The sequence below is a fragment of the Candidatus Weimeria sp. HCP3S3_B5 genome (genome assembly GCF_052064335.1).
Lineage (GTDB): Bacteria > Bacillota > Clostridia > Lachnospirales > Lachnospiraceae > Weimeria.
On record NZ_JBQHVU010000006.1, the window covers coordinates 36,897 to 59,379 of the forward strand.

The 22,483-nt window shown below is 49.2% G+C and carries 17 protein-coding genes; 4 read left to right on the forward strand and 13 right to left on the reverse strand.

All coding sequences use genetic code 11. The features are described from left to right. From hypF to ACTNCK_RS04320, 4 genes are read right to left on the reverse strand one after another with little or no spacing between them, the layout of a single operon-like run. Positions 1 to 2,412, reverse strand: coding sequence for a carbamoyltransferase HypF (gene hypF, locus ACTNCK_RS04305; protein WP_441081168.1), 2,412 nt, complete (start codon positions 2,410 to 2,412; stop codon positions 1 to 3). Positions 2,413 to 2,418: 6 nt separating this feature from the next. Then, complete coding sequence (locus tag ACTNCK_RS04310; protein WP_441081169.1) at positions 2,419 to 4,707, reverse strand: nitrogenase component 1; 2,289 nt, start codon at positions 4,705 to 4,707, stop codon at positions 2,419 to 2,421. Between the two features lie 19 nt (positions 4,708 to 4,726). After that, a complete protein-coding gene (locus tag ACTNCK_RS04315) occupies positions 4,727 to 5,470 on the reverse strand; it encodes a nucleotide-binding protein (RefSeq protein WP_441081171.1) in 744 nt (247 codons plus the stop codon). A 25-nt stretch (positions 5,471 to 5,495) separates the two neighbouring features. Continuing rightward, positions 5,496 to 6,443, reverse strand: coding sequence for a DUF6033 family protein (locus tag ACTNCK_RS04320; protein ID WP_441081172.1), 948 nt, complete (start codon positions 6,441 to 6,443; stop codon positions 5,496 to 5,498). A 176-nt stretch (positions 6,444 to 6,619) separates the two neighbouring features. Between ACTNCK_RS04320 and ACTNCK_RS04325 the strand changes: the two genes are divergently transcribed. After that, on the forward strand, positions 6,620 to 7,966 hold the full coding sequence (locus tag ACTNCK_RS04325; RefSeq protein ID WP_441081173.1) for an MATE family efflux transporter: 1,347 nt from the start codon (positions 6,620 to 6,622) through the stop codon (positions 7,964 to 7,966). On the opposite strand, the gene clpB is transcribed toward ACTNCK_RS04325, so the two are convergent. The 4 genes from clpB to ACTNCK_RS04345 form a co-directional block, all read right to left on the reverse strand. Next, entirely contained in the window at positions 7,956 to 10,646 is a 2,691-nt protein-coding gene (clpB, locus tag ACTNCK_RS04330; RefSeq protein ID WP_441081174.1) for an ATP-dependent chaperone ClpB, read from the reverse strand. The genes ACTNCK_RS04325 and clpB overlap by 11 nt on opposite strands. Before the next feature lie 120 nt (positions 10,647 to 10,766). After that, positions 10,767 to 11,534: a biotin--[acetyl-CoA-carboxylase] ligase gene (locus ACTNCK_RS04335; protein ID WP_441081175.1), complete on the reverse strand. Its 768-nt coding sequence runs from the start codon at positions 11,532 to 11,534 to the stop codon at positions 10,767 to 10,769. After that, the gene (locus ACTNCK_RS04340; RefSeq protein ID WP_441081176.1) at positions 11,518 to 13,803 is read right to left on the reverse strand and encodes a glycoside hydrolase family 3 protein; all 2,286 of its coding nucleotides are present in this window, start codon (positions 13,801 to 13,803) and stop codon (positions 11,518 to 11,520) included. Before ACTNCK_RS04340 ends, ACTNCK_RS04335 begins: the two co-directional genes overlap by 17 nt. 22 nt (positions 13,804 to 13,825) lie before the next feature. Further along, positions 13,826 to 14,278, reverse strand: a complete 453-nt coding sequence (locus ACTNCK_RS04345) for an Lrp/AsnC family transcriptional regulator (protein ID WP_441081177.1) — start codon at positions 14,276 to 14,278, stop codon at positions 13,826 to 13,828. A 235-nt stretch (positions 14,279 to 14,513) separates the two neighbouring features. On the opposite strand from ACTNCK_RS04345, the gene ACTNCK_RS04350 reads away from it, so the two are divergent. Continuing rightward, complete coding sequence (locus tag ACTNCK_RS04350) at positions 14,514 to 15,962, forward strand: aspartate ammonia-lyase (protein WP_441081179.1); 1,449 nt, start codon at positions 14,514 to 14,516, stop codon at positions 15,960 to 15,962. A gap of 339 nt (positions 15,963 to 16,301) precedes the next feature. Here the strand turns inward: ACTNCK_RS04350 and ACTNCK_RS04355 are convergent, their stop codons facing one another. From ACTNCK_RS04355 to ACTNCK_RS04365, 3 genes are all read right to left on the reverse strand, one after another. Beyond that, on the reverse strand, positions 16,302 to 17,333 hold the full coding sequence (locus ACTNCK_RS04355) for a 3-deoxy-7-phosphoheptulonate synthase (RefSeq protein ID WP_441081261.1): 1,032 nt from the start codon (positions 17,331 to 17,333) through the stop codon (positions 16,302 to 16,304). A 72-nt stretch (positions 17,334 to 17,405) separates the two neighbouring features. Next, a complete protein-coding gene (locus ACTNCK_RS04360) occupies positions 17,406 to 17,693 on the reverse strand; it encodes a hypothetical protein (protein WP_441081180.1) in 288 nt (95 codons plus the stop codon). A gap of 170 nt (positions 17,694 to 17,863) precedes the next feature. Then, positions 17,864 to 18,475, reverse strand: coding sequence for a hypothetical protein (locus tag ACTNCK_RS04365; protein ID WP_441081181.1), 612 nt, complete (start codon positions 18,473 to 18,475; stop codon positions 17,864 to 17,866). 235 nt (positions 18,476 to 18,710) lie between these two features. Here ACTNCK_RS04365 and ACTNCK_RS04370 point away from each other — a divergent pair, with 235 nt between their 5' ends. Then, the gene (locus ACTNCK_RS04370; RefSeq protein ID WP_441081182.1) at positions 18,711 to 18,956 is read left to right on the forward strand and encodes a hypothetical protein; all 246 of its coding nucleotides are present in this window, start codon (positions 18,711 to 18,713) and stop codon (positions 18,954 to 18,956) included. Next, the gene (gene cobJ / locus ACTNCK_RS04375; protein ID WP_441081183.1) at positions 18,956 to 19,684 is read left to right on the forward strand and encodes a precorrin-3B C(17)-methyltransferase; all 729 of its coding nucleotides are present in this window, start codon (positions 18,956 to 18,958) and stop codon (positions 19,682 to 19,684) included. The genes ACTNCK_RS04370 and cobJ overlap by 1 nt, the downstream gene beginning before the upstream one ends. Here the strand turns inward: cobJ and ACTNCK_RS04380 are convergent. Together ACTNCK_RS04380 and ACTNCK_RS04385 are read right to left on the reverse strand one after the other, a co-directional pair. Further along, a complete protein-coding gene (locus ACTNCK_RS04380) occupies positions 19,641 to 20,852 on the reverse strand; it encodes an MFS transporter (RefSeq protein ID WP_441081184.1) in 1,212 nt (403 codons plus the stop codon). The two genes, cobJ and ACTNCK_RS04380, sit on opposite strands and share 44 nt — an antisense overlap. Next, positions 20,797 to 22,470, reverse strand: coding sequence for an amidohydrolase (locus ACTNCK_RS04385; protein ID WP_441081185.1), 1,674 nt, complete (start codon positions 22,468 to 22,470; stop codon positions 20,797 to 20,799). Before ACTNCK_RS04385 ends, ACTNCK_RS04380 begins: the two co-directional genes overlap by 56 nt. Between the last annotated feature and the right edge of the window lie 13 nt (positions 22,471 to 22,483).

Below are 22,483 nucleotides of genomic sequence, written 5' to 3' on the forward strand. Positions count from 1 at the left end.
TTATAATACCTTTCCATACAAACACTGCCCGAGAGCTATTCCTCCGTCATTCGGCGGTATCTCATGGGCGCGCAGAACCTTAAATCCTTTTTCCTTTAATCCGTCCTCTGTGAGCGAGAGAAGAAGCCTGTTCTGAAAGCAGCCTCCTGAAAGAGCTGCGACAGAGCATCCGCTTTCCTCTCTTATACGCTCTGCCATAGCTGTCGTAAATTCGGCTAAGACTTTATGGAAAAGAAAGGCAAGCTCTCCCTTATCTCTCCCGGAAAGTCTCTCCTCTGTTATCCGGTAAAAGAGCTGATCGGTCGGCATTATACCTGGCCTTTCAGTAAATTCCATTGACGGAAAACCTCCTTCCGGGTTTTCCTTCAGATATCTCTCTGCCGCGAACTCAAGGGCCATAGAGGCCTCTCCCTCGAAGGTCGAGCTTTCCCTTATACCAAGGATAGCACTTACCGCATCGAAGAGTCTGCCGCAGCTTGTGGAGGATACAGAATTTATCCTCCGCTCGTGCATGGCCATAAGCGGCCTCAGATACTTCTCCTGACAGAAGCCGGTTTTTTTTATTATATCACAGATCTCTCCTTCTTCATATCTGTCAAACAGCATTGAAAGAGCTATACGAAATCCCTCCCGGCTTGCCATGTCTCCTCCTGACTGGATAAACGGCGCTATATGGGCCTTTCTCCGGTAGTCCCTGCTATCGCAGAGAAATATCTCTCCACCCCAGATGGTCTGATCATCTCCGTATCCTGTGCCATCAAAGGAGATCCCGATAGTCTGGTCATAATAATGGTTTTCTGCCATTACAGAAAGCACATGGGCATAATGATGCTGGATATAATAAAGCCTTGTGCCCTGATGGGCGGCTTGATATCTCTCGGCCGCTGCCCTGCTCATATAGCCCGGATGCTTGTCTGCGACTATGATCTCAGGTCTTGCATCAAGCATGGCAATAAATCTATCCACTGTCTCATCAAGTGCCTTAGTGCTCCTTACATCCGAAAGATCCCCTATATAGGATGAGGGATACATAAAGGATCCTCTTCCTATACAAAAAGCATTCTTAAGCTCTCCTCCGAACGCCAGCACATCCGGACCCGTCCGGGTCCTCTCAATAACGACAGGCAGAGGAGCATAGCCTCTCGACCGCCTTATCATATACGGCTCTCCCCTGTATATATCGACTACCGAATCATCTGCTCTCGTAAGTATGGGCCTGTCGTTTGAAAGTATACCGTCACAGACCCCGCCAAGGGTTTCCATGACATCGGCCTCTTCCCTGCATATGACTCCGCCCCTCCTGTTGGCGCTTGTCGCGACAAGGACATCCGGCATGGCCTTGTCAAGTCCGTCAGGACAGGAAAACAAAAGCAGCTGGACCGGCGCATATGCAAGCATTATCCCAAGCGAGGGATTATCAGGAGCTATTATATCAGGCAGGTCTGAAGACTTTTTTCTTAAAAGCACTATAGGCTTCCTGTGCCCTGTAAGAAGCCTTATGGCCGTCCTGTGATATGCCTCTCTTTCGGATGGATCCGCTATGAAGCTTCCTTCCAGATCACAGATCTCTCCTGCTCTTTCAAGAGATGATACCATAAGGGCGAACGGCTTAGCCGGCCGGTCCTTTAGCTCTCTTAATCTCCCGACTGCCTTACTGTCACATGCATTACAGTATAGATGAAAGCCCCCTATTCCCTTTACTGCGACTATACCTCCATCGATTATAGTCTGTCTGGCCCTTGTTATGGCATCTGTCCTCCGGGCTGTCTCAGCGAATCCGCCGCCGTCATCCTTTTCAAGGAAATAAAGAAGGGGACCGCAGTCATTACAGCAGACCGGCTGGGCATCGTATCTCCTGTCGGATGGATCCCTGTATTCCTTCTCACATGAGGGACACATAGGGAAATCCTTCATGGAAGTACGTTTCCTGTCATATGGAAGTGAATCTATTATAGTTAGCCTCGGCCCGCACTGGGTACAGTTAATGAAGGGGTGCAGATATCTGCGCGAGCCCTTTTGATAAAGCTCCAAAGCACACTGGTCACAGATAGCTATATCAGGAGGGATAAAAAGCGGAGCATCCTCAATGTCCCCTTCCGGGCTTTCTGCTATAAAAAAGTCCTTACCCTCCTCACCTGCAACGGGTATATCTCCTTTTATCCTCTTCTCGTATTCATCCTCAGTGACAGGAGACAGGCTTATCTCTACAATATCAGCCCTATAAGGCGCCTTCTCCCTTATCCTGTCCAAAAGTCCGTCTCCTGCTATATCTCCTGCCAGAAGTATCTCTACGCAAGAGCCGGTATTTTTCACGCTTCCTTTTATTCCTTTTTTTGAAAAAAGCCTGCTTACAAAGGGGCGGAAGCCCACCCCCTGCACTATTCCATATATATTTATAAGATAATACTGCAAAATCCTTCACCGTCCTGACAGAGCGAAATGTCTCCTGTTTATCCACTCTCCGCTGTATCCGGGCACAAGCTCCCTAAGGGTCGGGTCAGCGGCTATCAGATCAGGGTCATATTCAGATAGCAGACGTATCAGATCATCCTCTGAGCCAAGCCTTACATCATCCTGCCTTTTAAGCTCTTTTTTCATAGTGAAAAAATCCGCGACCATGACCCTGGCCTTACTGTTTTCTTTCTCAATAAGCTCGCGGAGAGCATTTGAATAGAGCTGCTCTCCTATTATAAGGATCCTTTTCTTATCCGCTGCAAGAGAAAGCTTCTGCTGTATCTCCTCAGATACCATAAGCTCCGACGCAGCCACCCTGCCTCCTGCTGCCTCAAGGCCTGCCACGGAGAATGCTGCCGGCTTCGGATTCCTTTCCCTGATAGATGCGATCTCGCTGTCCGTATAGTCAAGTGCGCTAAGACCGGGGAGCAGACCATCCTCGCCTATGTGATCTGCAAGGATCCTGCTGTAGGCCTTTTCCATTCCCTTGTCATAATAGTCACAGCCGTTTGTATCTACTGATATGGTCCTTATCCCGCAGGCCCTTTCGACCTGAATGGAAAGTCCGTTAAGGTCTGTTCCTATGACAGATGGAACCGGTGTCCCGACAAGAGCTATATATGCCGGATCAAGCAGGCCTGCTGCCTTCTTTATCTTTCTGATAAGCTCCTCGTCTCTGCCGAAGACCGCATCCATGTCCCTGAGTCCGGCGGAAAAGATCATAGAAGGATTCTGCTCCCAGTCCCTTATGTCAAAACCGCATATGTTTCCTGTGCAGCCTCCGGCATCAAGGACCACTACCATCATCCCCTCGATCTGCCTTAAAACCTCCACGGCACCTGACTGGTCAGGCGCAAATGGTGTAAGGGCCCTGCGGTAGCCGCGAAGCCCCTCTCCCTGGATGGCCTCTTCTGATCGCGGAGTCACGGATGTAACCCTTGTGGTCTTTTTCACCGGGACATCTCCTGATATCTGCCTTATAAGCCTTTCAAGTCCAGAGTAGCCGAAGGGCTCAGCCTCGCTTGAGCTGTCAATGCATCTTACATCACTGTCCCTGTAATACCATGAGGCATCCCTGCCAAGGCAGAGACCTGCATCCTTATCCGGTTCAAAGTCAACCATGGACGGATGCTGGTTGAAATAGAATTTCACATCAGGATCCATTTCCGCTATACGGGCAATGTAGTAAGCATCGTTTGCAGACAGGGCTGTAAAGACCTCTGCTACCTTATATCCGCATTCCATCAGGGAGAGTGCAAGCTCAGCCGGATTTCCGTTTATGCATTCCCCTATCGAGACCGCCTCTTTTATAGGTTCAATATCTTTAACTACCCTGTCCCTGTATGTCGTAAGGATATGGTCATCTGCTCCCAGATAGGAAAGCAGGGCTCTGTACTGGGATGTGATCCTCTCAATGCCGTAAAATCTCTGCAATTCGACATAGCCTGTGCCGAAGCGCCTGTTCATCTCCTCCGCCTCTCCTACTGCATCAGGATAGACCTGTATATTAAGGGATGCCTCAGACATCTTCATGAATTCATCAAAATCCGCACAGTCACTAAGCTCACGGCAGCGGCATAGCCCTGCTGATGAGAGTATATCCCTAAGCTCTGCCAGTGAAGCAGGCAGCAGGCCTCCATATGAGCCCAGAATATTTACCGCCAGAGGATCCTTATCTCTTTTCTCCAGCAGGGAAAAAATACTCTCTCCCACCTGGACCATAGGAGGCTTCACTCCTTCACGGGTCAGCGCATACATATAGGCCGGTCTTACTGCCACACCACATTCTCTCTCACAGATACCGGCTATCCTGTCCATATCGGTCCCCATCAGGGCATCGACACAGGTGGTGACAAGCATGACAACCCGCGGGAGGGGAAGGGACATTCTGCTCCTGTCGCTTAATATACGCTTCAGGGCCTTTGGAATCCTCTTTAAGTATCTGCCACTTACAATGTCTGCCTCATCCATGGTCAGATAGTAGAATCTGTCCTGATAGCCATCCATAGACGAGATCTCTGATGTATTCCTGCCACAGCAGCCCGGCGATATGATAAGCTCTACGGACTCAGGCACAGAAAGGGCCGCGCGCTTCACCCCGAAGCCCTCGGCCCCCGGAGAATTGTATGCAAGAGTGGCCGGTGACGAGTAAACAAGTCCGTTCCCGGTCCTAAACTCCTCCGGGACCCAGTCCCTCCTGTCCCTTTTTATCTCTGAAAAAAGCTCCCCCGCTCTGTACATAAGTGCTGACATCTGATTTCCTTTCAAGCTCCTATTTCAAAAGCCTCTCTGCAAGCTCTATGAAATCACGGCTGATCTCAAGTGTCGGATCCATCTCTATTACTGTCTTTCCTTCCTCCTCGGCGCGGTTTATATCATCGGAGCGCGGTATCCTTCCTACAACAGACAGATCCCTTTCCCTTGCAAAGGCAGCTACCTTTTCATCCTCATCAGGGACATTTCTCTTATTCAACAGAATGCCTCTGACACTGGCGTAGCTCCTGTCCTGGAAATTCTTAACGGCCCGGTTTATGTTGTCGGCTGCATAAAGAGCCATCTTCTCTCCGGACGTGACTATCATGACCTCGTCCGCATAGCCCTCGCGTATGGGTGCCGCAAAACCTCCGCAGACCACATCTCCCAACACATCGAAAAGGATAACGTCAGGTTTTATCTGATCAACAAGTTCAAGGCTTTTAAGTATATTGAACGTAGCTATGATCCCTCTTCCGGCGCATCCCACACCCGGAGTAGGGCCGCCTGTCTCTATGCAGACGACTCCACCGTATCCTACCGCAGACACGTCCTCTATCGAGTCTATATCCTTATCGTCCCTCAAAAGATCCATTACCGGGACCAGTGGTCTGCCTCCGAGCAGGTTCATTGTCGAATCAGCCTTCGGATCACAGCCTATCTGTATTACCTTTTTTCCTAAAAAGGAAAAGGCAGCCGCGAGATTGCCAGTCATTGTAGACTTCCCGATGCCGCCTTTTCCGTATATTGCAAGCTTGTACATAAATCCTTTGCCTTATGAGGGCTTATCAGCCCTCATAGTTTATTGAATTACCAGATGCATAGGCAGATGATCCTGCCGAAAAGCTCTTTACTGCCTTTATAAGATCATCTATCGAAGAAGCATATATAGTCTTCGTGCCATACATATCCCATGGAGTGACTTCTCCGGTCTGATCGCTGTCCGGATCCTTCTCCACATAATCGTCGTCAGAGGTCTTCTTAGAAGCATCTGTCTGATCAGTCTTCTGATCCTTCTGCTTCTCCTTAAGAGCTTCCTCCTTCTTCTCCTTTGCCTCCTTCCTGGCTGCCTTCTTCTCAGCGGCCTTCCTGGCCTCCTTCTTGGCTGCCTGTCTCTCCTTCAGAGCCTTTGCGCTTGCGGCTCCCTGATCACGGACAGTCGCAAAGAAGCTTACTGCCCCATTATCATTGATCTGCATGCCTATGCCCTTGAGATTGGATGAGCCAACTGCTGACTCAAGCTGCTTCTTCAGATCCGGAAGCTGCTTCTCGGAATTGGCAATGATGCTTTCGTACTTCTTTGCGACGTTCTCATCATTTGCCATCTCCTCGATCTTGTCCTCATTTATAAGGACTGTGGTCTTAGTCTTTGAAGCGAAGCTTGCAGCATTGGCTTCAGCTGACTTCTTCTGATCCTCCGATACCAGGATGAACTGCATATTGCCGAACTTCTTCTGAAGCTTCTCATAATACTCAGCAGCTTTCTTTGAAAGAGTCGGCTTGCCGATTGTCCTTCCCTTTGTATAGAGCTCCTGATCATCGGCATCCTTTGCAGCTGTCACCTTCTTGTCAGTGACTGCCGGATCAGTGTCCTTTGCAGTCTGGGCTGCATTGCTTCCGTTATTCACCTGATCCTTGGAGTTGTCCGTCTCGTCTGTCTTTTTCTTCCCTGTGGTCTTAGGCCTGTAGGAATATGTATTGATATTCCCATAGCCTCCGATATTTCCGATAGCCATTAAGAAACCTCCTTGTAAAAAACCAGCGCCTCCATGCGCTCTACTATGTCTATTTCTTATATCGGTAATGCCTGTCCAGAACTTTATACCGCATCTGGTCAGTTTAATCGAATCTTCATTTGACTATTGTCGCATTTGTATTTACTATTGAGATAATTCAACGTTGGAGGCTTATTATGACAAAAGCAATGACTGACGGGCCCATTCTGCCTCAGATCCTGAAATTTTCCATCCCTCTTCTTCTGGGTAATATAGTCCAGCAGACCTACAATATGATGGATGCAGTGATAGTAGGGCGTTCTCTGGGTGCCAACGCTCTCGGAGCCGTTGGCGCTACAAGCAGCGTACAGTTCCTGGTCCTCGGCCTCTGCATAGGCATGTGCGTAGGCTTTGCTGTCCCTGTGGCCCAGAGGTTCGGAGCAGGAGATCACGCTGACATGCGCAGATTCATCTACAACAGCTACATCCTTACCGGGATCTCCATGCTTATCATAACGACAGTCACTGCGCTTTTATGCAGTCCCATCCTTCATGTGCTCCGCACACCTGACCAGATCTTTCATGAGACCTATCTCTACCTTCTGATCATATTCTTAGGGATACCGGCAACTCTCTCCTACAACCTTCTGTCGTCTATCCTCAGGGCTGTAGGAGACTCGACAACACCCTTTATCTTTCTTGTGATAAGCGCCTGCTTAAACATCTTCCTGGACCTCTTCTGCATACTCATCCTGCATCTTGGAGTTCCGGGAGCCGCGCTTGCGACTATCACCTCCCAGGCCGTATCGGCAGTGCTCTGCTTCCTTTATATGAGAAAAAAATATCCCATCCTTAGCATAAGGCCAGAGGAGAGATATTTCGATAAAAAAAAGGCCGGAAAGCTTCTGTATATGGCTCTGCCCATGGGACTGCAGTTCTCGATCACAGCTATCGGATCCATGGTCATGCAGTCCGCAAACAATTCCTTAGGCTCGCTTTATACATCAGCCTTCTCAGCATCACTTCGTATCAAGCAGATGGCTATGTGTCCATTTGACGCTATAGCCTCTGCCGTTTCGACCTTCGTAGGGCAGAACTACGGAGCCAGAAAGCGTGAGCGGATAAAGCGAGGTATACTCGAGGGCGCTTCTGCCGGAGTTGTCTACGGTATAGCCATAGGGCTTGTCCTGATCTTCTTCGGAAGGGATCTCTCTACCCTTTTCCTTTCGGACAAGGGAGGAGTGACCGCAAGAATCCTTGATGCTTCTGCCCTCTTCCTAAAGTGCTCCGGCTTCTTCTACTGGTCACTCGGCATACTAAACGTCGTGCGTCTGGCTGTCCAGGCTCTCGGCTATTCGAATCTGGCCATATTCTCCGGAGTCATAGAAATGGCTGCCCGCTCAGTAATGGCTCTCTGCTTGGCTCCCGCCTACGGCTTTATAGTCATATGCTTTACAGATCAGGCAGCATGGATCACAGCGACCATATATTCAAGCCTGATCTGTGCATATGTGGTAAGAAAGAAACTCTCCTTTACCTCCTGACGTAAGCGTAAAGCTCCTCTGTAGCTGCACCGCCAGTAAGAGAGTCAAGGGTATTTGCAGATGGAGAATCCTCTGTGAAAAGGTCATCCGCATCTGCCTTCTTCTCCTCGTGAACTGTCGGAGCCTTCTTGTCAATCATTATGGTATCGCCCTTTTCGGCCTTGCCCTCAAGGATTATCCTTGCAGCAAGAGTCTCGACATGCTTCTGCAAAAACCTCCTCAAAGGTCTTGCTCCGTATACCGGATCGAAGCCATGATCTATGATATACTTAGTCGCCTCAGGAGTCAGCTCTACCTTGAGCTCCCTTTCTGAGAGACGGCTGTTTAATCTCCTCATTAGAAGTCCTACTATATGGCTTATATTGTCCTTGGTCAGAGGATGGAACATTATGATCTCATCAAGCCTGTTCAGGAACTCCGGTCTGAAGGCCTTCCTGAGCTCACCCTCTACAGCTGCTCTCGCTCTCTCAGATATAGTTCCGTCAGCCTCTATCCCTCCCAGAAGCTCCTGGGAACCGAGATTTGAGGTAAGTATTATTATAGTGTTCTTGAAGTCAACTGTCCTGCCCTGAGAATCCGTTATACGTCCATCATCAAGCACCTGGAGCAGGATATTGAAGACATCCGGATGAGCCTTTTCCACCTCATCAAAGAGCACTACAGAATACGGCTTCCTGCGGACTGCCTCTGTCAGCTGACCGCCCTCATCATAGCCCACATATCCTGGAGGAGCTCCGATGAGACGTGAGACTGAATACTTCTCCATATACTCGGTCATATCGATACGGACTATATTGTTCTCATTATCAAAAAGCGACTCGGCAAGCGTCTTTGCAAGCTCTGTCTTTCCTACTCCTGTAGGTCCCAGGAAGAGGAATGAGCCTATAGGTCTGTTAGGATCCTTTATACCTGCACGCGAACGAAGGATAGCATCGGTAACCTTCTCGACTGCCTCATCCTGTCCGACTACTCTCTTATGGAGCTCGTCTCCCAGGTGCAGTATCTTGTTCCTCTGCGATTCATTAAGTCTTGTCACAGGGATTCCTGTCCAGCGGCTTACGATAGCTGCTATCTCATCCTCATCGACTGCCTCGTGGACCAGCTTTAAGTCATCGCTCTTTACCTTGCTCTCCTCCTGATTCAGCTCCTTTGTAAGCTCAGGTAGCTTTCCGTTCTGCAGCTCGGCCATCTTATTGTAATCGCCCTCACGCTCTGCGCGTTCGATCTGCTTATGGATGTCAGCTATCTGCTCACGCAGCTTAGCCGGACGGTCAACTGCATTCTTTTCATTTTCCCATTCGGCATTCAGGCTGGTAAGCTTCTCATTATTCTCAGCAAGCTCCTTCTTTACCTCATCAAGACGGGCCCTGCTCATCTCATCCGTCTCCTTTTCAAGAGACATCTCATCAAGACGCAGCTGTATATTCTTATGCTCTAACTCATCTATCTCCTCAGGCTTGGACTCCTTCTCTGTCTTGATCTGGGCGCAGGCCTCATCTATTAAGTCTATGGCCTTGTCCGGAAGGAATCTGTCTGTTATATATCTGTTCGAAAGCTCCGCTGCCGCTATAAGGGCATTGTCTGTGATCCTCACTCCGTGATAGGTCTGGTAATTCTCACGGAGTCCACGAAGGATAGTGATGGTCTCATCGACTGTCGGCTCATCCACCATCACCCTCTGGAAACGTCTCTCAAGGGCTGCGTCCTTTTCTATATATTCCCTGTATTCATTGAGAGTGGTTGCCCCTATGCAGTGCAGTTCTCCTCTCGCAAGCATTGGCTTTAAGAGATTGCCGGCATCCATTGCGCCCTCGCTCTTTCCGGCGCCTACGATCAGATGCAGCTCATCTATGAAAAGTATGATATGGCCCTCGGACTTCTTCACCTCATTAAGTACAGCCTTAAGCCTCTCCTCGAACTCTCCTCTGTACTTGGCTCCGGCAATGAGGGAACCCATATCAAGCGAAAAAATCTTCTTGTCCTTCAGATTGTCAGGCACATCGCCCTTTACTATCCTCTGGGCAAGTCCCTCTACCACTGCGGTCTTTCCTACTCCCGGCTCGCCTATAAGGACCGGGTTGTTCTTGGTCTTACGGCTCAGGATACGGACCACATTACGGATCTCGTCATCACGTCCTATTATAGGATCAAGCTTCTGATCCCTGGCCTTGGCGACCAGATCCTCTCCGTACTTCTCCAGAGAGTCATAGGTATCCTCAGGATTATCACTTGTGACCTTCTGATTGCCTCTTACAGTTGATAATGCCTGAAGGAATCTGTCTCTTGTGATACCGAACTCCCTGAACTTTTCCTTTATCTTATCATCCGGATGATCGATAAGTGACAGGAAGATATGCTCTACAGAGACATAATCGTCTCCCATCTTCTTAGCCTCATCCTCGGCATGTAAAAGCGTATCATTTAAATATCTGTCGACATACTGCTGACCTGCTCCCGATACCTTCGGCAGGTTCTGCACCATCATCGTCGCGTCATTCGTGAAATAACCTACATCTATGTCCATCTTCTCGAAGAGCTTAGGGATAAGCCCTTCCTCCTGACGCATAAGAGCCAGAAGCAGATGCTCCTCTGTGATCTGCTGGTTCCCATAGTCGCTTGAGAGCTTCTCGGCATCCTGAACTGCCTCCATGCTCTTCTGCGTGAACTTGCTTATATTCATAGGGTTTCCTCCTTCCCGTTATCATAAAAGGCGCGCCGGAATACCAGGCGCACCTTTTTGTTTCGACATATATGTTATATCACGGATTGTTAGCACTGTCAATAGGTGAGTGCTAATTTTTCAAACATATCCATAAAGACCCCTGACATGGACCTCACCTGAGTCAACCGCGGTAACTGTCCCGTCATCCCTTCTTATCAGAAGCTTCCCTTCCGGATCCATCTCAAGGGCTATCCCGCAGAAATCCTTTATCTGATGGATCACCCTGACACGTTTGTTTTTATTTATAAGCCTACTGTTATAGACAGGCAGGATATCTCCCAGCTGGCCTCCGTCCCTTACAAAGGCCTGATAGTGGGAAAGGAAATGTCTCCATATAGCCTCTACGACTGCCTTTCTAGAGGCGCGCGCCCCGCCAAGCTCCAGATCCAGCGAGGTAGCCATGTCCCTGATCTCCGGAGCGAAATCCTCCTTCCTGTGATGGACATTCACACCTATCCCCACGACTACGTTCTCTGCGACACCTTTATCTGCCTCAAGCTCTGTCAGTATGCCGCAGATCTTTTTCCCTCCGATCAGGACGTCATTGGGCCACTTGATCTGGGTGGCAAGGTCATACAGCTCCTCTACGGCCTCGGCAACAGAAACGCCTGCCAGGATAGTAAGCCTGGGCAGATGGTCCATAGCTATTCCCTCAGGATAGATGAGCATTGATGTCGCTACCGACACTCCCTCCGGAGATATCCATGAATGTCCGCTCCTTCCGCGTCCGGCCGTCTGCTCTCCTGCCGAGACCACAGTGAAATTCTTAGCTCCTGCATGGGCAAGCCTTTTTGCCTCCAGATTTGTCGAATCAATGGTATCATAATATTTATAAACAGCTTCCATAATCCTGATCCCTTTTAAGGTCTCTTATAAAACCAAGCACCTCTGCTGCGTTTTTCTGCAGCTCTCCTAGAGTAAGCGTCCTTTCTATATTGTCATCATGGATAAAGGAGGCCACGTCTACGCCAAGTCCTCCCGGCATAAGGACATTGACCCCGGCTCTTACCCTGTAGGCATTGTCACGTACTCCGGGGAACTCAGGGCTTTCTGCCATCTGCATCCACCAGTCTGTGATCACAAGCCCCTTAAAGCCCCATTCGCGTCTAAGAAGCGTTGTCACAAGATCGTAATTATAATGCGACCAGATCCCGTTCACCTTATTATAGCTTGTCATTATGCACTTAGGATGGGCATCCCTTATCACCATATAAAAGGCCTTAAGATAGATCTCACGCAGGGTTCTTTCATCTACGCAGCTGTCATTTCTGTTCCTGTTTGTCTCCTGATCATTGCAGGCGAAATGCTTGATGCAGGCTGCTGCCCCGTGACGCTCGAGCCCTCTCACTGCTGCCGATGCTATCCTACCGGTCAGATACGGATCCTCTGAATAATATTCGAAGTTCCTGCCGCAGAGAGGATTCCTCTGTATATTCATACCGGGGCCCAGGAAGATATCGACACCGTAGTGCTTCATCTCATCGGCCTCTCTTTCATACATCTGCTCTACAAGAAGCGGATTGTAGCTTGCTGCAAGCGCCGTTCCTATAGGAAGCAGGGCGCAGTAATAGTTGATCCTGAGTCCCGACGGGCCGTCAGATGTATTCACGACCGGTATTCCCCTGCTTCTGAGCCTTTCCGTGATACCTCCGAACACTCCGGTATTTCCCTTTACAGAAAGAGAGGAGTCCATAGGCCCCTCGCCTCTCGACAGGTCAGAAAGCTCCTCTGGGCTTAACTGTGCGACAAAATCGCATAGCCTCTTCTCTCCCTTTATAACAGAAGAGAAATCGATCCTCTGATCCGAAGCAGTCCCTATCTCATCCGGCATATTGTCTATGATCCTTTGCTTAAGCTGATCGGAGCTTTCAGTGATCGTTTCACATTTTTTAACTATCTGCCTTCTGTCTATACAGATACTTCCCTGACGTGAATAGAGATCTATCGGAGAGTTCCCAAGGAAAAATCCATAATCGCCTTTCTCGCGGATATAGCTGCATGAATCCGGATCAAATACATCAAGCTGGTCCTTTTCTATGAAAAGCTCCACATATTCGCTCTCACCCGGAGCAAGCTCATCCGACTTGACAAAGGCTGCAAGCTCGGGGCTTCGGTTGGGCTTCTTCAGATAGACCTGGGCCAGGCCCTTACCTGAGCGCCTTCCTGTATTCCTTATCTCTGCTCCCATCACAAAGCCTCCATGCGCCTCAGAAAGACCCCTGCCTGTGATCTCAAAGGTGGTATAGGAAAGTCCGTATCCAAACGGATAGAGAATCCTCTCCGGCGTCCTGTAAAGCCCGCGATAACCTACATCAAGGCCTTCCTTATACTCATTCCTGTCCGGATCTCCGAAATATGCAGATGAAGGATAGTCCTCATAACGCCTGGCTATGGTCTGTGTCAGATGTCCTGACGGAGAGATACGGCCAGTCACCACATCAGCCACCGCATGTCCCATCTCCTGCCCCAGCTGCCAGATTATCATAGCTCCCTTTATATGGCTGTAGTCAGAAAGCCATGAGAGATCTATGATATTTCCTATGTTTAACAGAACGATCACCTGTTCAAAGTTTTTATCTATCTGGCTAAGAAGCTCTCTCTCATCCTGACTCAGATAGTATTCGCCCTCCTTTAAGGACAGGTCTCCGTCCTCGCCTGCTGCTCTTCCTATGACGACTATGGCCTTGTCATTTTCTGCTGCAGCCCGCCTTATCTGCTCTTCATCAAGCGGCATCTCAGGGTAGGAATAAGCCCATCTGCCCCATTCACCGGCGCTTACCGGATTAGCCCCACACCATTCACGGTAGCTGCGGGAAAGCTCCTTATCAAGTCTAAGGCCTGCTGCCTCCAGTCCGTCCAGGACAGATACCTTATGAAGCGCCTTTACATCACCGCCACTGCCGTAGCCCACATAAAAGGTGTCCACCTGGCATCTCCCGAACAGGGCCAGTCTCTCATCTCCGACCGGAAGCACATCGTCATCATTTCTTAGCAGGACTATGCCCTCTGCTCCTGCCCTTCTTATGGCATCCGCCATTCCCGGTGTGTTGTACCTATCCCCCACTACCTCCGCAGAAATCCCCTGCGCAAGCTCCAAAACCTTTTCCTCGCTCATTATCCTTTTATCTCCTAAATGCTTATACTGGTACCGACCTGTGCTCGACCGATGTCGAGAAAACTATCAGGGTCTTTGTGTGTCCGTACTTCTGAAGTACATTGATCAGATGATCGAGCTCCTCTGTCCTTTTGAAGACTACCTCTATGATCATAGAGTAATCGCCCGTCACGCAGTTGCACTCTATCACGTTTGGTATCCGCTCAATGAAGTCATAGAAATCGCTCTTGTCCTTTGGCGCCACCTCAAGATTTACGAATGCCTTTATATTATAGCCGAAGCATGATGTATCCACCTGGGCATGGAAGCCTGTTATAACACCATTCTCCCGTAGTCTTTTGATCCGGGCCGAAACCGTAGGTGATGTCAGATAGAGCTCCTTTGCTATATCCTTTACAGACATCCTGGCATTCTCCATAAGAAGTGAAATGATCCTCTTATCTGTCTCGTCAGGCACATAGCTGTTCTCTGCCATTTTTCCTCCTGCAAAACATTTTAAAGTTTAGGGCCATATATTTTTATTTTATTTTGCTATATCGGGTAATTTTTGTCAATACTTTGTTTTTTATTTTATGTCTTTTAATCACAGTGGAATTGTACTAGAATACAGCTCAGAGAAACAAAGTGATTGATGCAAAGGCGCATCGGCTTACGGAAAACGCAGGCCGTGCGCTTTTTTTGGTATCATTATTTCAGGAAGAAGGTTAAACATGGTAAACACAAGACTCGAAGCAGATTCAATCGGGCGCATGATGATCCCGGCAGATGCATACTATGGAGTACAGGCTCTCCGCGCAAAGGTCAATTTCAGGATCACAGGCCAGCAGATGAACAAGGAGTTCCTTCGTAATCTTGCTATAATAAAAAAGGCTGCTGCCATTGCCAACTCTCATACCGGCGACCTTACTTCCGAAAAGGCCAGGGCCATAATGAGTGCCTGCGACCAGATCATCGCCGGAGATCTGATGGAGGCCTTCATCGTAGATCCCGTCCAGGGCGGTGCCGGCACCTCAGCAAACATGAACATGAACGAGGTCATTGCCCACAGGGCCACTGAGATCCTCGGAGGCGGCCGTGATAAATATTTCGTTCATCCCAACGACGATGTAAACATGGGGCAGTCTACAAACGACACTATTCCTACTGCCGGAAAGATGACTGTACTAACCCTTTCCCGTCCTATGCTAGATCAGCTCGGACACCTGTATCGTGCTCTTATGGCAAAGGCTTTTGAATTCTCAGATGTGATAAAAATGGGGCGTACCCAGCTTCAGGATGCTGTCCCTATGACTTTAGGAGACACCTTCCATGCCTATGCTACTATGGTGAAGCGTGCTGCTTCAAGGATCGAGAAGTCTCTTGATGAAATGAAATCCGTAAACATGGGCGGAACTGCCATTGGAAGCTGCATAAACGCATCCGGCTATTATGTGAACAATATAGTACCTATCCTGTCGAAGGTCTCCGGTCTTTCTCTAAGACAATCCGATGATCTCTTTGATGCAACAGAGGATCTTGACGGCTTCGTGGCTGTCTCAGGAGCCATAAAGGCCGGCATGATGTCGATTTCAAAGATGTGCAACGATCTGCGCCTCCTATCAAGCGGCCCGAGATGCGGCCTTCATGAGATCAATCTTCCCGCTAGACAGAACGGCTCATCTATAATGCCTGGCAAAGTAAACCCTGTCATTCCTGAGGTCGTGACTCAGGTCGCCTTCCTCGTGGCTGGTCATGACGCTACCATAATGATGGCTGCGGAAGCCGGACAGATGGAGCTCAACGCCTTTGAACCTGTGACCTTCTACCAGCTCTTCGAGTCGATCACCTCAGTAACCGGCGCTATAAAGACTCTTGTCGACAACTGCATCCTTGATCTGACCGCCAACAAGGACCACTGCCTCTCACTGGCCGAGGGCTCTACAGGTATCGCTACTGCATTAAGCCCTAAGATAGGCTATCAGAGGGCTGCCGCTATAGCAAAGGCCGCCCTCCACAACGGGACATCAGTCCGCGAGGAGGCCACAAAGACAGGCTGCTTCACAGAAAATGAGCTTGACAGCCTGCTCGATCTGTCGAAGGCGGTAGGGGAGGTGCGAGGCCTGAGGTCTGAGGTGCGAGGTCTGAGGTGTGAGGTCCGAGGTCTGAGGTCTGAGGTGTGAGGTGTGAGGTCTGAGGTGTGAGGTCCGAGGTCTGAGGTGTGAGGTGTGAGGTTCGAGGTCTGAGGTGTTAAATCCGAGGTCCTAAATATCACATTCCTCGCACCTCTAACCTCTCACCTCTAACCTACCTCCCCTCGCACCTCTAACCTCTCACCTCTAACCTTCCTCCCCTCGCACCTCTAACCTCTCACCTCTAACCTTCCTCCCCTCGCACCTCTAACCTCTCACCTCTAACCTTCCTCCCCTCGCACCTCTAACCTCTAACCTTCCTCCCCTCGCACCTCTAACCTCTCACCTCTAACCTTCCTCCCCTCGCACCTCTAACCTCTCACCTCTAACCTACCTCTCCGCCAACTCCTGCACTAATCTCTCGGTCTTCTTCCATCCGAGGCATGGATCTGTGATCGACTTTCCATAGACTCCTTCGCCGATCTTCTGGGCGCCATCCTCTATATATGACTCTATCATAAGGCCCTTTACCACTCTGCCGATCTCGGCTGAAAGCCTTCTGCTGTTCATCACATCCTTTGCTATGCGGATCTGCTCCAGATATTTCTTACCTGAATTGGAATGATTGCAGTCGACGATGATAGACGGATTCTTCAGCTCAGGATGCTTCTCATAGAGTTCGCATACATCCTTCAGATCCTCGTAGTGATAATTGGCGTGATTCCTTCCGAATTTGTCCACATATCCTCTCATTATGGCATGAGTATACTGATTGCCTGTCGTATGGACCTCCCAGCCTCTGTAGATAAAGGTATGAGGGTTCTGAGCCGCGATTATGGAATTCATCATAACGGAAATATCGCCGCCGGTAGGATTCTTCATTCCTGCAGGTATACCTATCCCGCTCGCCGTCAGACGATGCTCCTGATTCTCGACAGATCTGGCACCGATCGCCACATAGGAAAGCAGGTCAGAAAGATATCTGTGATTCCCCGGATAAAGCATCTCCTCTGCGCAGGTGAAGCCTGTCTCCTCGACGATCCTCATATGCATACGACGGATGGCTATTATTCCTCCGAGCAGATCGGCTCCCTTCTCCGGGTCTGGCTGGGTAAACATCCCCTTGTAGCCAAGGCCTGTGGTACGCGGCTTGTTGGTATAGACGCGCGGTATTATAAAGATCTTATCCTTTACCTTCTCCTGAAGACCGGCAAGCCTTGTCATATAGTCAAGCACCGAGTCCTCATTGTCCGCAGAGCACGGACCGATGATAAGGAGTATCCGCTCCTTATCCTTACCTGTGAAGATATCAAAGATCTCCTGGTCCCTCTTTTCCTTAAGGGTCCTTGTCTCCTCCTTCAGAGGATACTGTTCCTTGATCTCCTGCGGCGTCGGAAGCTTCCTTACGAATTCCATCTGCATTTCCATTATGTAGTCTCCTTTGCTTTTTCAAACTTCCTAAAGTATATGACTTGATGCAGAATAAATCAAGGCTTAGAGATTCACAAGCTCCACAAGAAACATTTCATACAGATCATCCTCTCCCTGCAACAGCGGCGAATTCTCCCCGCCTCCGTTCGTGCTGCGCCTCATAGCCGCATAGCTTTCCTCTCCGGCATTCACCAGATCGATCGCGGAAATGCTGTAGCCCTCCCGATTCAAGATCCTGCAGAAGGCGGACAGGCCGCCATCCTTTCCCCTTGTGGCAAGCAGCTCCTGTCTGAAGGCCTCGTCCGACTCCGCCCTTTTCTTCGCTTCCTCTAATGTCTCGTATACAGTCATAAAAATCCTTCCTTTTTTCTATACCCAGATCATTCATAAGACGTCTGAATAGTCTCCAGAACACTCATCCTCTGGTATTCCGCAGCACGATGAACGATGTGTCGGAGGACAAGGATGCCTGATCTTATTCTCTTTCCCGAGCAGGATCCCATGCAGACATGTATTAAAGTCTAGTTCGCTAACACTGCTCCAGAACCTTCTTTTTTCCCCAAAAAATCTTTAACTATTCCCATTATCCGCTGCTGATTGCAAAGGTCAAGAAGAGGATCGCCTGTCTCAAGCGAATGATTGGCACCGTCTATCTCATAGTAAGCTATCCCAAGCCTTTCTGCCTCAGCACGCATACCGCTGTTATCCCGGGCCCAGGGATCATCCTTTCCATGGAAGACAAGGAAATCGCCGGCCCTCTCCTCTCCCTGTGCCGACAGGATCTCATCCAGCAGGCTTATCGTCTCTGGAAGAGGAGTAAAAAGTATGTGAGCGGCACCTATCTCCTTTTCAAGATCGGCCATCAGTGAAAGTGCCGTACCAATGCTTTTTGAGATAAAAAGGGATTCCTGATCAGGAAGCTGGTCCATAAGGAGCCCGTAACCATGCGAAATGGCACGGTCCAGCTTCTCCTTATCTCCCTTTATCCCCTTTTCAAAGCCGTCAAGCCTTATCCTGACCGTCCCGAAGCCTGCTTTCTCAGCAAGCTTACCGGCAAAATACAGAAGCGACCTGTCAGCCGTATAGCCGATCCCCGGGACGATAAGGGCGGTGGATTTGTTGTTATTAGTCATAATGTTTACCTCGTTAATGGTCAGGGGTCAGTGGTTCGTTCATGGTTTCTATTCGCTACCAAAGCTTCAGATTTTATCTGGACTGTATACAGTCTCACTAAACCCTAAACCCAATACCCTCGCACCTCTCACCTGTCACCTCGCACCTAAACCCCTATACCCTAACCCCTAAATATGCTACAATAAAAAGCATAACTCGCAAACCCCAGCCTATCCAATATCAGAAAGGACCTCCATGACCCAGAGAAAAGATCTGCTGCAGCTCAGCTTCTATGAAAAGTCTCCCTTTTTCGGCAGTGATGGAGACTTGAGATACAAGATCGAAAAGAAGGACGATTCCTTCTGCCTCACCACCTGGAATGGACCCTACAGCTTTGACAATACTGCCCCTGAGCTTATGAGCCAGCACAGCTTTGAATTCTCTGATCAGGGTCTTCAATCAATAGTAGACTTTCTTAACGGAAAAGACAAGGAGAACTAATGAAGAAGATATCGATAATAGGGATCGGTCCCGGCGGATACGAGGACATGACTATCCGGGCGGTAAGGGCCATAAAGGAATGCGATGTCATTGCCGGCTATACTCTTTACCTTTCTCTGATAATGGATCTGATCGGAGATAAGGAAACCGTCTGCACACAGATGCGCGGAGAGGTAGAAAGGTGCCGCAGGGCCCTTGCGCTGGCGGAGTCCGGGAAGCATGTCGGTCTGATTTCAAGCGGCGATGCCGGAATATATGGTATGGCAGGACTAATGCTTACTCTTCTTGCCGACCATCCTGACATTGACTCCGAGGTGATACCGGGAGTCTCAGCCTGCCAGTCTGGAGGAGCACTTCTCGGCGCCCCTCTGTCCCATGATTTCGCAGTGATATCACTAAGCGACCTGCTGACTCCGATCGAGCTTATAGAAAAAAGGCTGTCCGCCGCCGCAGAGGCCGATCTTGCCATCGTACTCTATAATCCCGGCAGCCACAAGAGAAGCGACTATCTGAAAAAGGCCTGTGATATCATACTTGGCTACAGGTCAGCGGATACAGTCTGCGGACTTACCAGGAATATAAGCCGCGATGACCAGTCACACCAGATAGTAAGTCTGTCAGAGCTTCGTGAAATGACAGTTGATATGACGACGACTGTATTCATAGGAAACAGCCAGACCACAGTCACCGGCGGTCATATCGTGACGCCACGGGGATACCGGCTATGATACCCACTGCTGAGACAGCACAGCTTATATACATAAGCGGCATGAGACCAAGCGAGCCTCTTATGAAGCCTGAGAGAAAATAAGCAGCTGTCTCGGAGGCGCCGACTCCGATCAGATTGACAAGTGACATGCCCTTGGCACTGTCCTCTGCCGGAACTGTCTTCATCACAAAGAAGACACTGCCTGCATAAAAGACTCCCATTCCGAAAAGCTCAAAGGACTGCGAAATAAGCATGGCGGTCATATTAGTAGAGATCGTCGTAAAAAATGCCCTTGCTGTACAGAAGATCCCGAATGAAGCCATAAGCCTTTCTATAGACATGCCCTTGATATCAAGCAGCTTGCTGAAACCAAGAGCAACAGGGATCTCAAAAATGGCTATCATAGAATAGATAAGGCCGTACTCAGAGTTCGTCGCGCCAATGTCTTTTACCCTGTCATAGAGAAAGGCTATATTCATATCATATCCCAGGAAAACAAAAAAGCATTCAGCAAGAAACCATCTGTATCGCTTGCAGTTTCTAAGGAGAAAGGAAGCAGAATGAACAGTTGAGGCCCTTTTTATACCGCATTCAGGCGCCTGTGGCATTATCAGGTTAATAAAAAGAAAAACAGCCAGGGTCAGGGCCAGAAATACCAGCGAGAAATCAAGTCCATTCCTGTCAGTAAGCATACCAAGGAGATAAGCGGCAATGCAGTAGGTAAGAGAGCCAGTAGCCCTTGAGAGGGTATAATTCAGCTTTATCCCGCCAGACATATAGTCTATGGAAAGAGCTTCTATAAGCGGTAGGATGCAGTTTACACTTCCTCCGAAGATAATAAAGACAATAAGCGAGAGTATAAAGCCTGATGGCAGAAGCCACATGGAAAGAGCCGCTGCTATCGCTATAATGGTAAGAAAATTCACTATCCTCTTGATAGGAAACCTGTCCCTGTGCCTGTCGGCAAAGCCGCCGATCAGATACTGAAAGAACATGAGGGAAAGAAATTTCGCGGCACTTATTACTCCTATAGAAATGCTAGAAAAGCCTCGTTCCCTAAGGAGCGGCACCGCCGCAAAATCCATCTCAGCCGCTGAGGCGATCCAGTAGAGGCCCTGCAGCAGGCAGTATTCAAATGTAAGAAGCCTGTAAGTCACGCCCCCTGTCTTTCTTTTCATTTCTTTCATATACCGCCTTTCCGCAGATATCTGTCTCAAGGATCCTTGTCTTATAGATATCCATAGGTCGAACAGATGTAAGGTCCTGTGAGAGCCATACGAAATCGGCATCCTTTCCCGGCTCGATAGAGCCCTTATGATCCTCTATGTCGAGCTGATAGGCCCCGTTTATCGTGAGCACCCTTAGTGCATCCTCTACAGAGATACACTCCTCCGGAAAATATGCCTCCTTTGAATGCTTGTGGTCGAAGCGGTTTACCATCATATGCAGACAGTCCATAGTATCCGGAGGTATGGTCACCGGGAAATCGCTTGCAGACGACATGACTATGCCCCGTCTCTGATAGCTACCGAGATAATACATATGTTCGACTCTCTCCTTTCCAAGGAAAGGGAATTCGAGAGGCTCATACAGCTCTGTCTTATAATGCCAGTATGGATTTACAACAGCCATAATACCAAGATCAGCCATCCGGTCAGCCTGATCCTCATGACAGACCTGCAGATGGGTGATCTGATTTCTGAAATCATCACCCTCCACAAAGTTCTGGGCAGCCTGACAGGAATTTATTGCCATATCGATCGCCGCATCTCCTATAGCATGAAAATGAGCCCTGTAGCCCTTGTCAAGAGCCATTGTGACCCTCCTGTCAAGCTCCTCCTGATCATAGACTGCCATACCGCAGTCATAGGGCGGCCTCTCATAGGGCTCTCGCAGATAAGCCGTATGTCCGTCCACTACCCCGTCCATAAAGAATTTCACTGTATTGAACTGAAGGCTCTGATGGCCGGAAAACTCTCTGTGTAGATTATCGAGCCTGTCAAAGAATGTCTTCGGATCCATATCAGGAGTAAGGGTAAGGGCAATCCTGTATGAGAGAAGAAGCCTCTTCTCTTCCTCCAGCTGCCTGTAAGCCTCGCATATCTCCTCCTCATGATGCCAGTAGCTAAGCACTGGCTCAAAGGCATTTGTGACGCCATAGGAAAGAGCTATTTCCTGATACTTAAGGATAGCCCTTTTGTACTCTTCGACTCCGATATGTGGAAGAGTATCCTTCATCAGATATACGGCAGCCTCCTGAAGAAAGCCTGTAGGCTCGCCGGTCTTATCATCCTTTACTATATGGCCCTTTTCTGGATCCCTTGTATCTGAGCTGATATGGGCAGCATCGAGAGCCTTCGAATTGACCCAGATCGAATGATGGCCGCTGTCCATTATCATTACAGGACGGCTATCGCATACACAGTCCAGGTATTTCTTATCAGGTCCCTTGGGCCCGAAGAGGCCGGTATCAAAGCCCGATCCAAGCACAGGCTCATCTCCCGGATGCTTTCTCAGATAATCAGCCAGCTGCTTCTGACATTTCTCTATCGAATCTCCGTCCAGCACAGGTCCTGCCATAAGCTCTACTGTCTGAGAAATATGGGCATGTCCCTCTGTAAAGCCCGGTGTGATCAGACCGCTGTCATAGCATATGACCTTGGTCTCTGGAGTCTTGTACCTTTCTATCTGATCTCTTGTGCCCACAGCGATCACCTTGCCGGAGGCTATAGCGAAGCCCTCTGCTATCGAATTATCACAGTCAGCAGTAAAGGTTTTTCCGTAAATAATCTTTTCTGCTCTCATTTCAACTTCTCCT

Coding starts and splice junctions, on each gene's coding strand:
- ACTNCK_RS04310 (WP_441081169.1), bottom strand. CDS start 4,707: ATGTCAGCACTTATGTACAGAGCGGGGGAGCTTTTTTCAGAGATAAAA.
- ACTNCK_RS04315 (WP_441081171.1), bottom strand. CDS start 5,470: ATGTACAAGCTTGCAATATACGGAAAAGGCGGCATCGGGAAGTCTACA.
- ACTNCK_RS04320 (WP_441081172.1), bottom strand. CDS start 6,443: ATGGCTATCGGAAATATCGGAGGCTATGGGAATATCAATACATATTCC.
- ACTNCK_RS04325 (WP_441081173.1), top strand. CDS start 6,620: ATGACAAAAGCAATGACTGACGGGCCCATTCTGCCTCAGATCCTGAAA.
- clpB (WP_441081174.1), bottom strand. CDS start 10,646: ATGAATATAAGCAAGTTCACGCAGAAGAGCATGGAGGCAGTTCAGGAT.
- ACTNCK_RS04335 (WP_441081175.1), bottom strand. CDS start 11,534: ATGGAAGCTGTTTATAAATATTATGATACCATTGATTCGACAAATCTG.
- ACTNCK_RS04340 (WP_441081176.1), bottom strand. CDS start 13,803: ATGAGCGAGGAAAAGGTTTTGGAGCTTGCGCAGGGGATTTCTGCGGAG.
- ACTNCK_RS04345 (WP_441081177.1), bottom strand. CDS start 14,278: ATGGCAGAGAACAGCTATGTGCCTGACGAGACAGATAAGAGGATCATT.
- ACTNCK_RS04350 (WP_441081179.1), top strand. CDS start 14,514: ATGGTAAACACAAGACTCGAAGCAGATTCAATCGGGCGCATGATGATC.
- ACTNCK_RS04355 (WP_441081261.1), bottom strand. CDS start 17,333: ATGCAGATGGAATTCGTAAGGAAGCTTCCGACGCCGCAGGAGATCAAG.
- ACTNCK_RS04360 (WP_441081180.1), bottom strand. CDS start 17,693: ATGACTGTATACGAGACATTAGAGGAAGCGAAGAAAAGGGCGGAGTCG.
- ACTNCK_RS04365 (WP_441081181.1), bottom strand. CDS start 18,475: ATGACTAATAACAACAAATCCACCGCCCTTATCGTCCCGGGGATCGGC.
- ACTNCK_RS04370 (WP_441081182.1), top strand. CDS start 18,711: ATGACCCAGAGAAAAGATCTGCTGCAGCTCAGCTTCTATGAAAAGTCT.
- cobJ (WP_441081183.1), top strand. CDS start 18,956: ATGAAGAAGATATCGATAATAGGGATCGGTCCCGGCGGATACGAGGAC.
- ACTNCK_RS04380 (WP_441081184.1), bottom strand. CDS start 20,852: ATGAAAGAAATGAAAAGAAAGACAGGGGGCGTGACTTACAGGCTTCTT.
- ACTNCK_RS04385 (WP_441081185.1), bottom strand. CDS start 22,470: ATGAGAGCAGAAAAGATTATTTACGGAAAAACCTTTACTGCTGACTGT.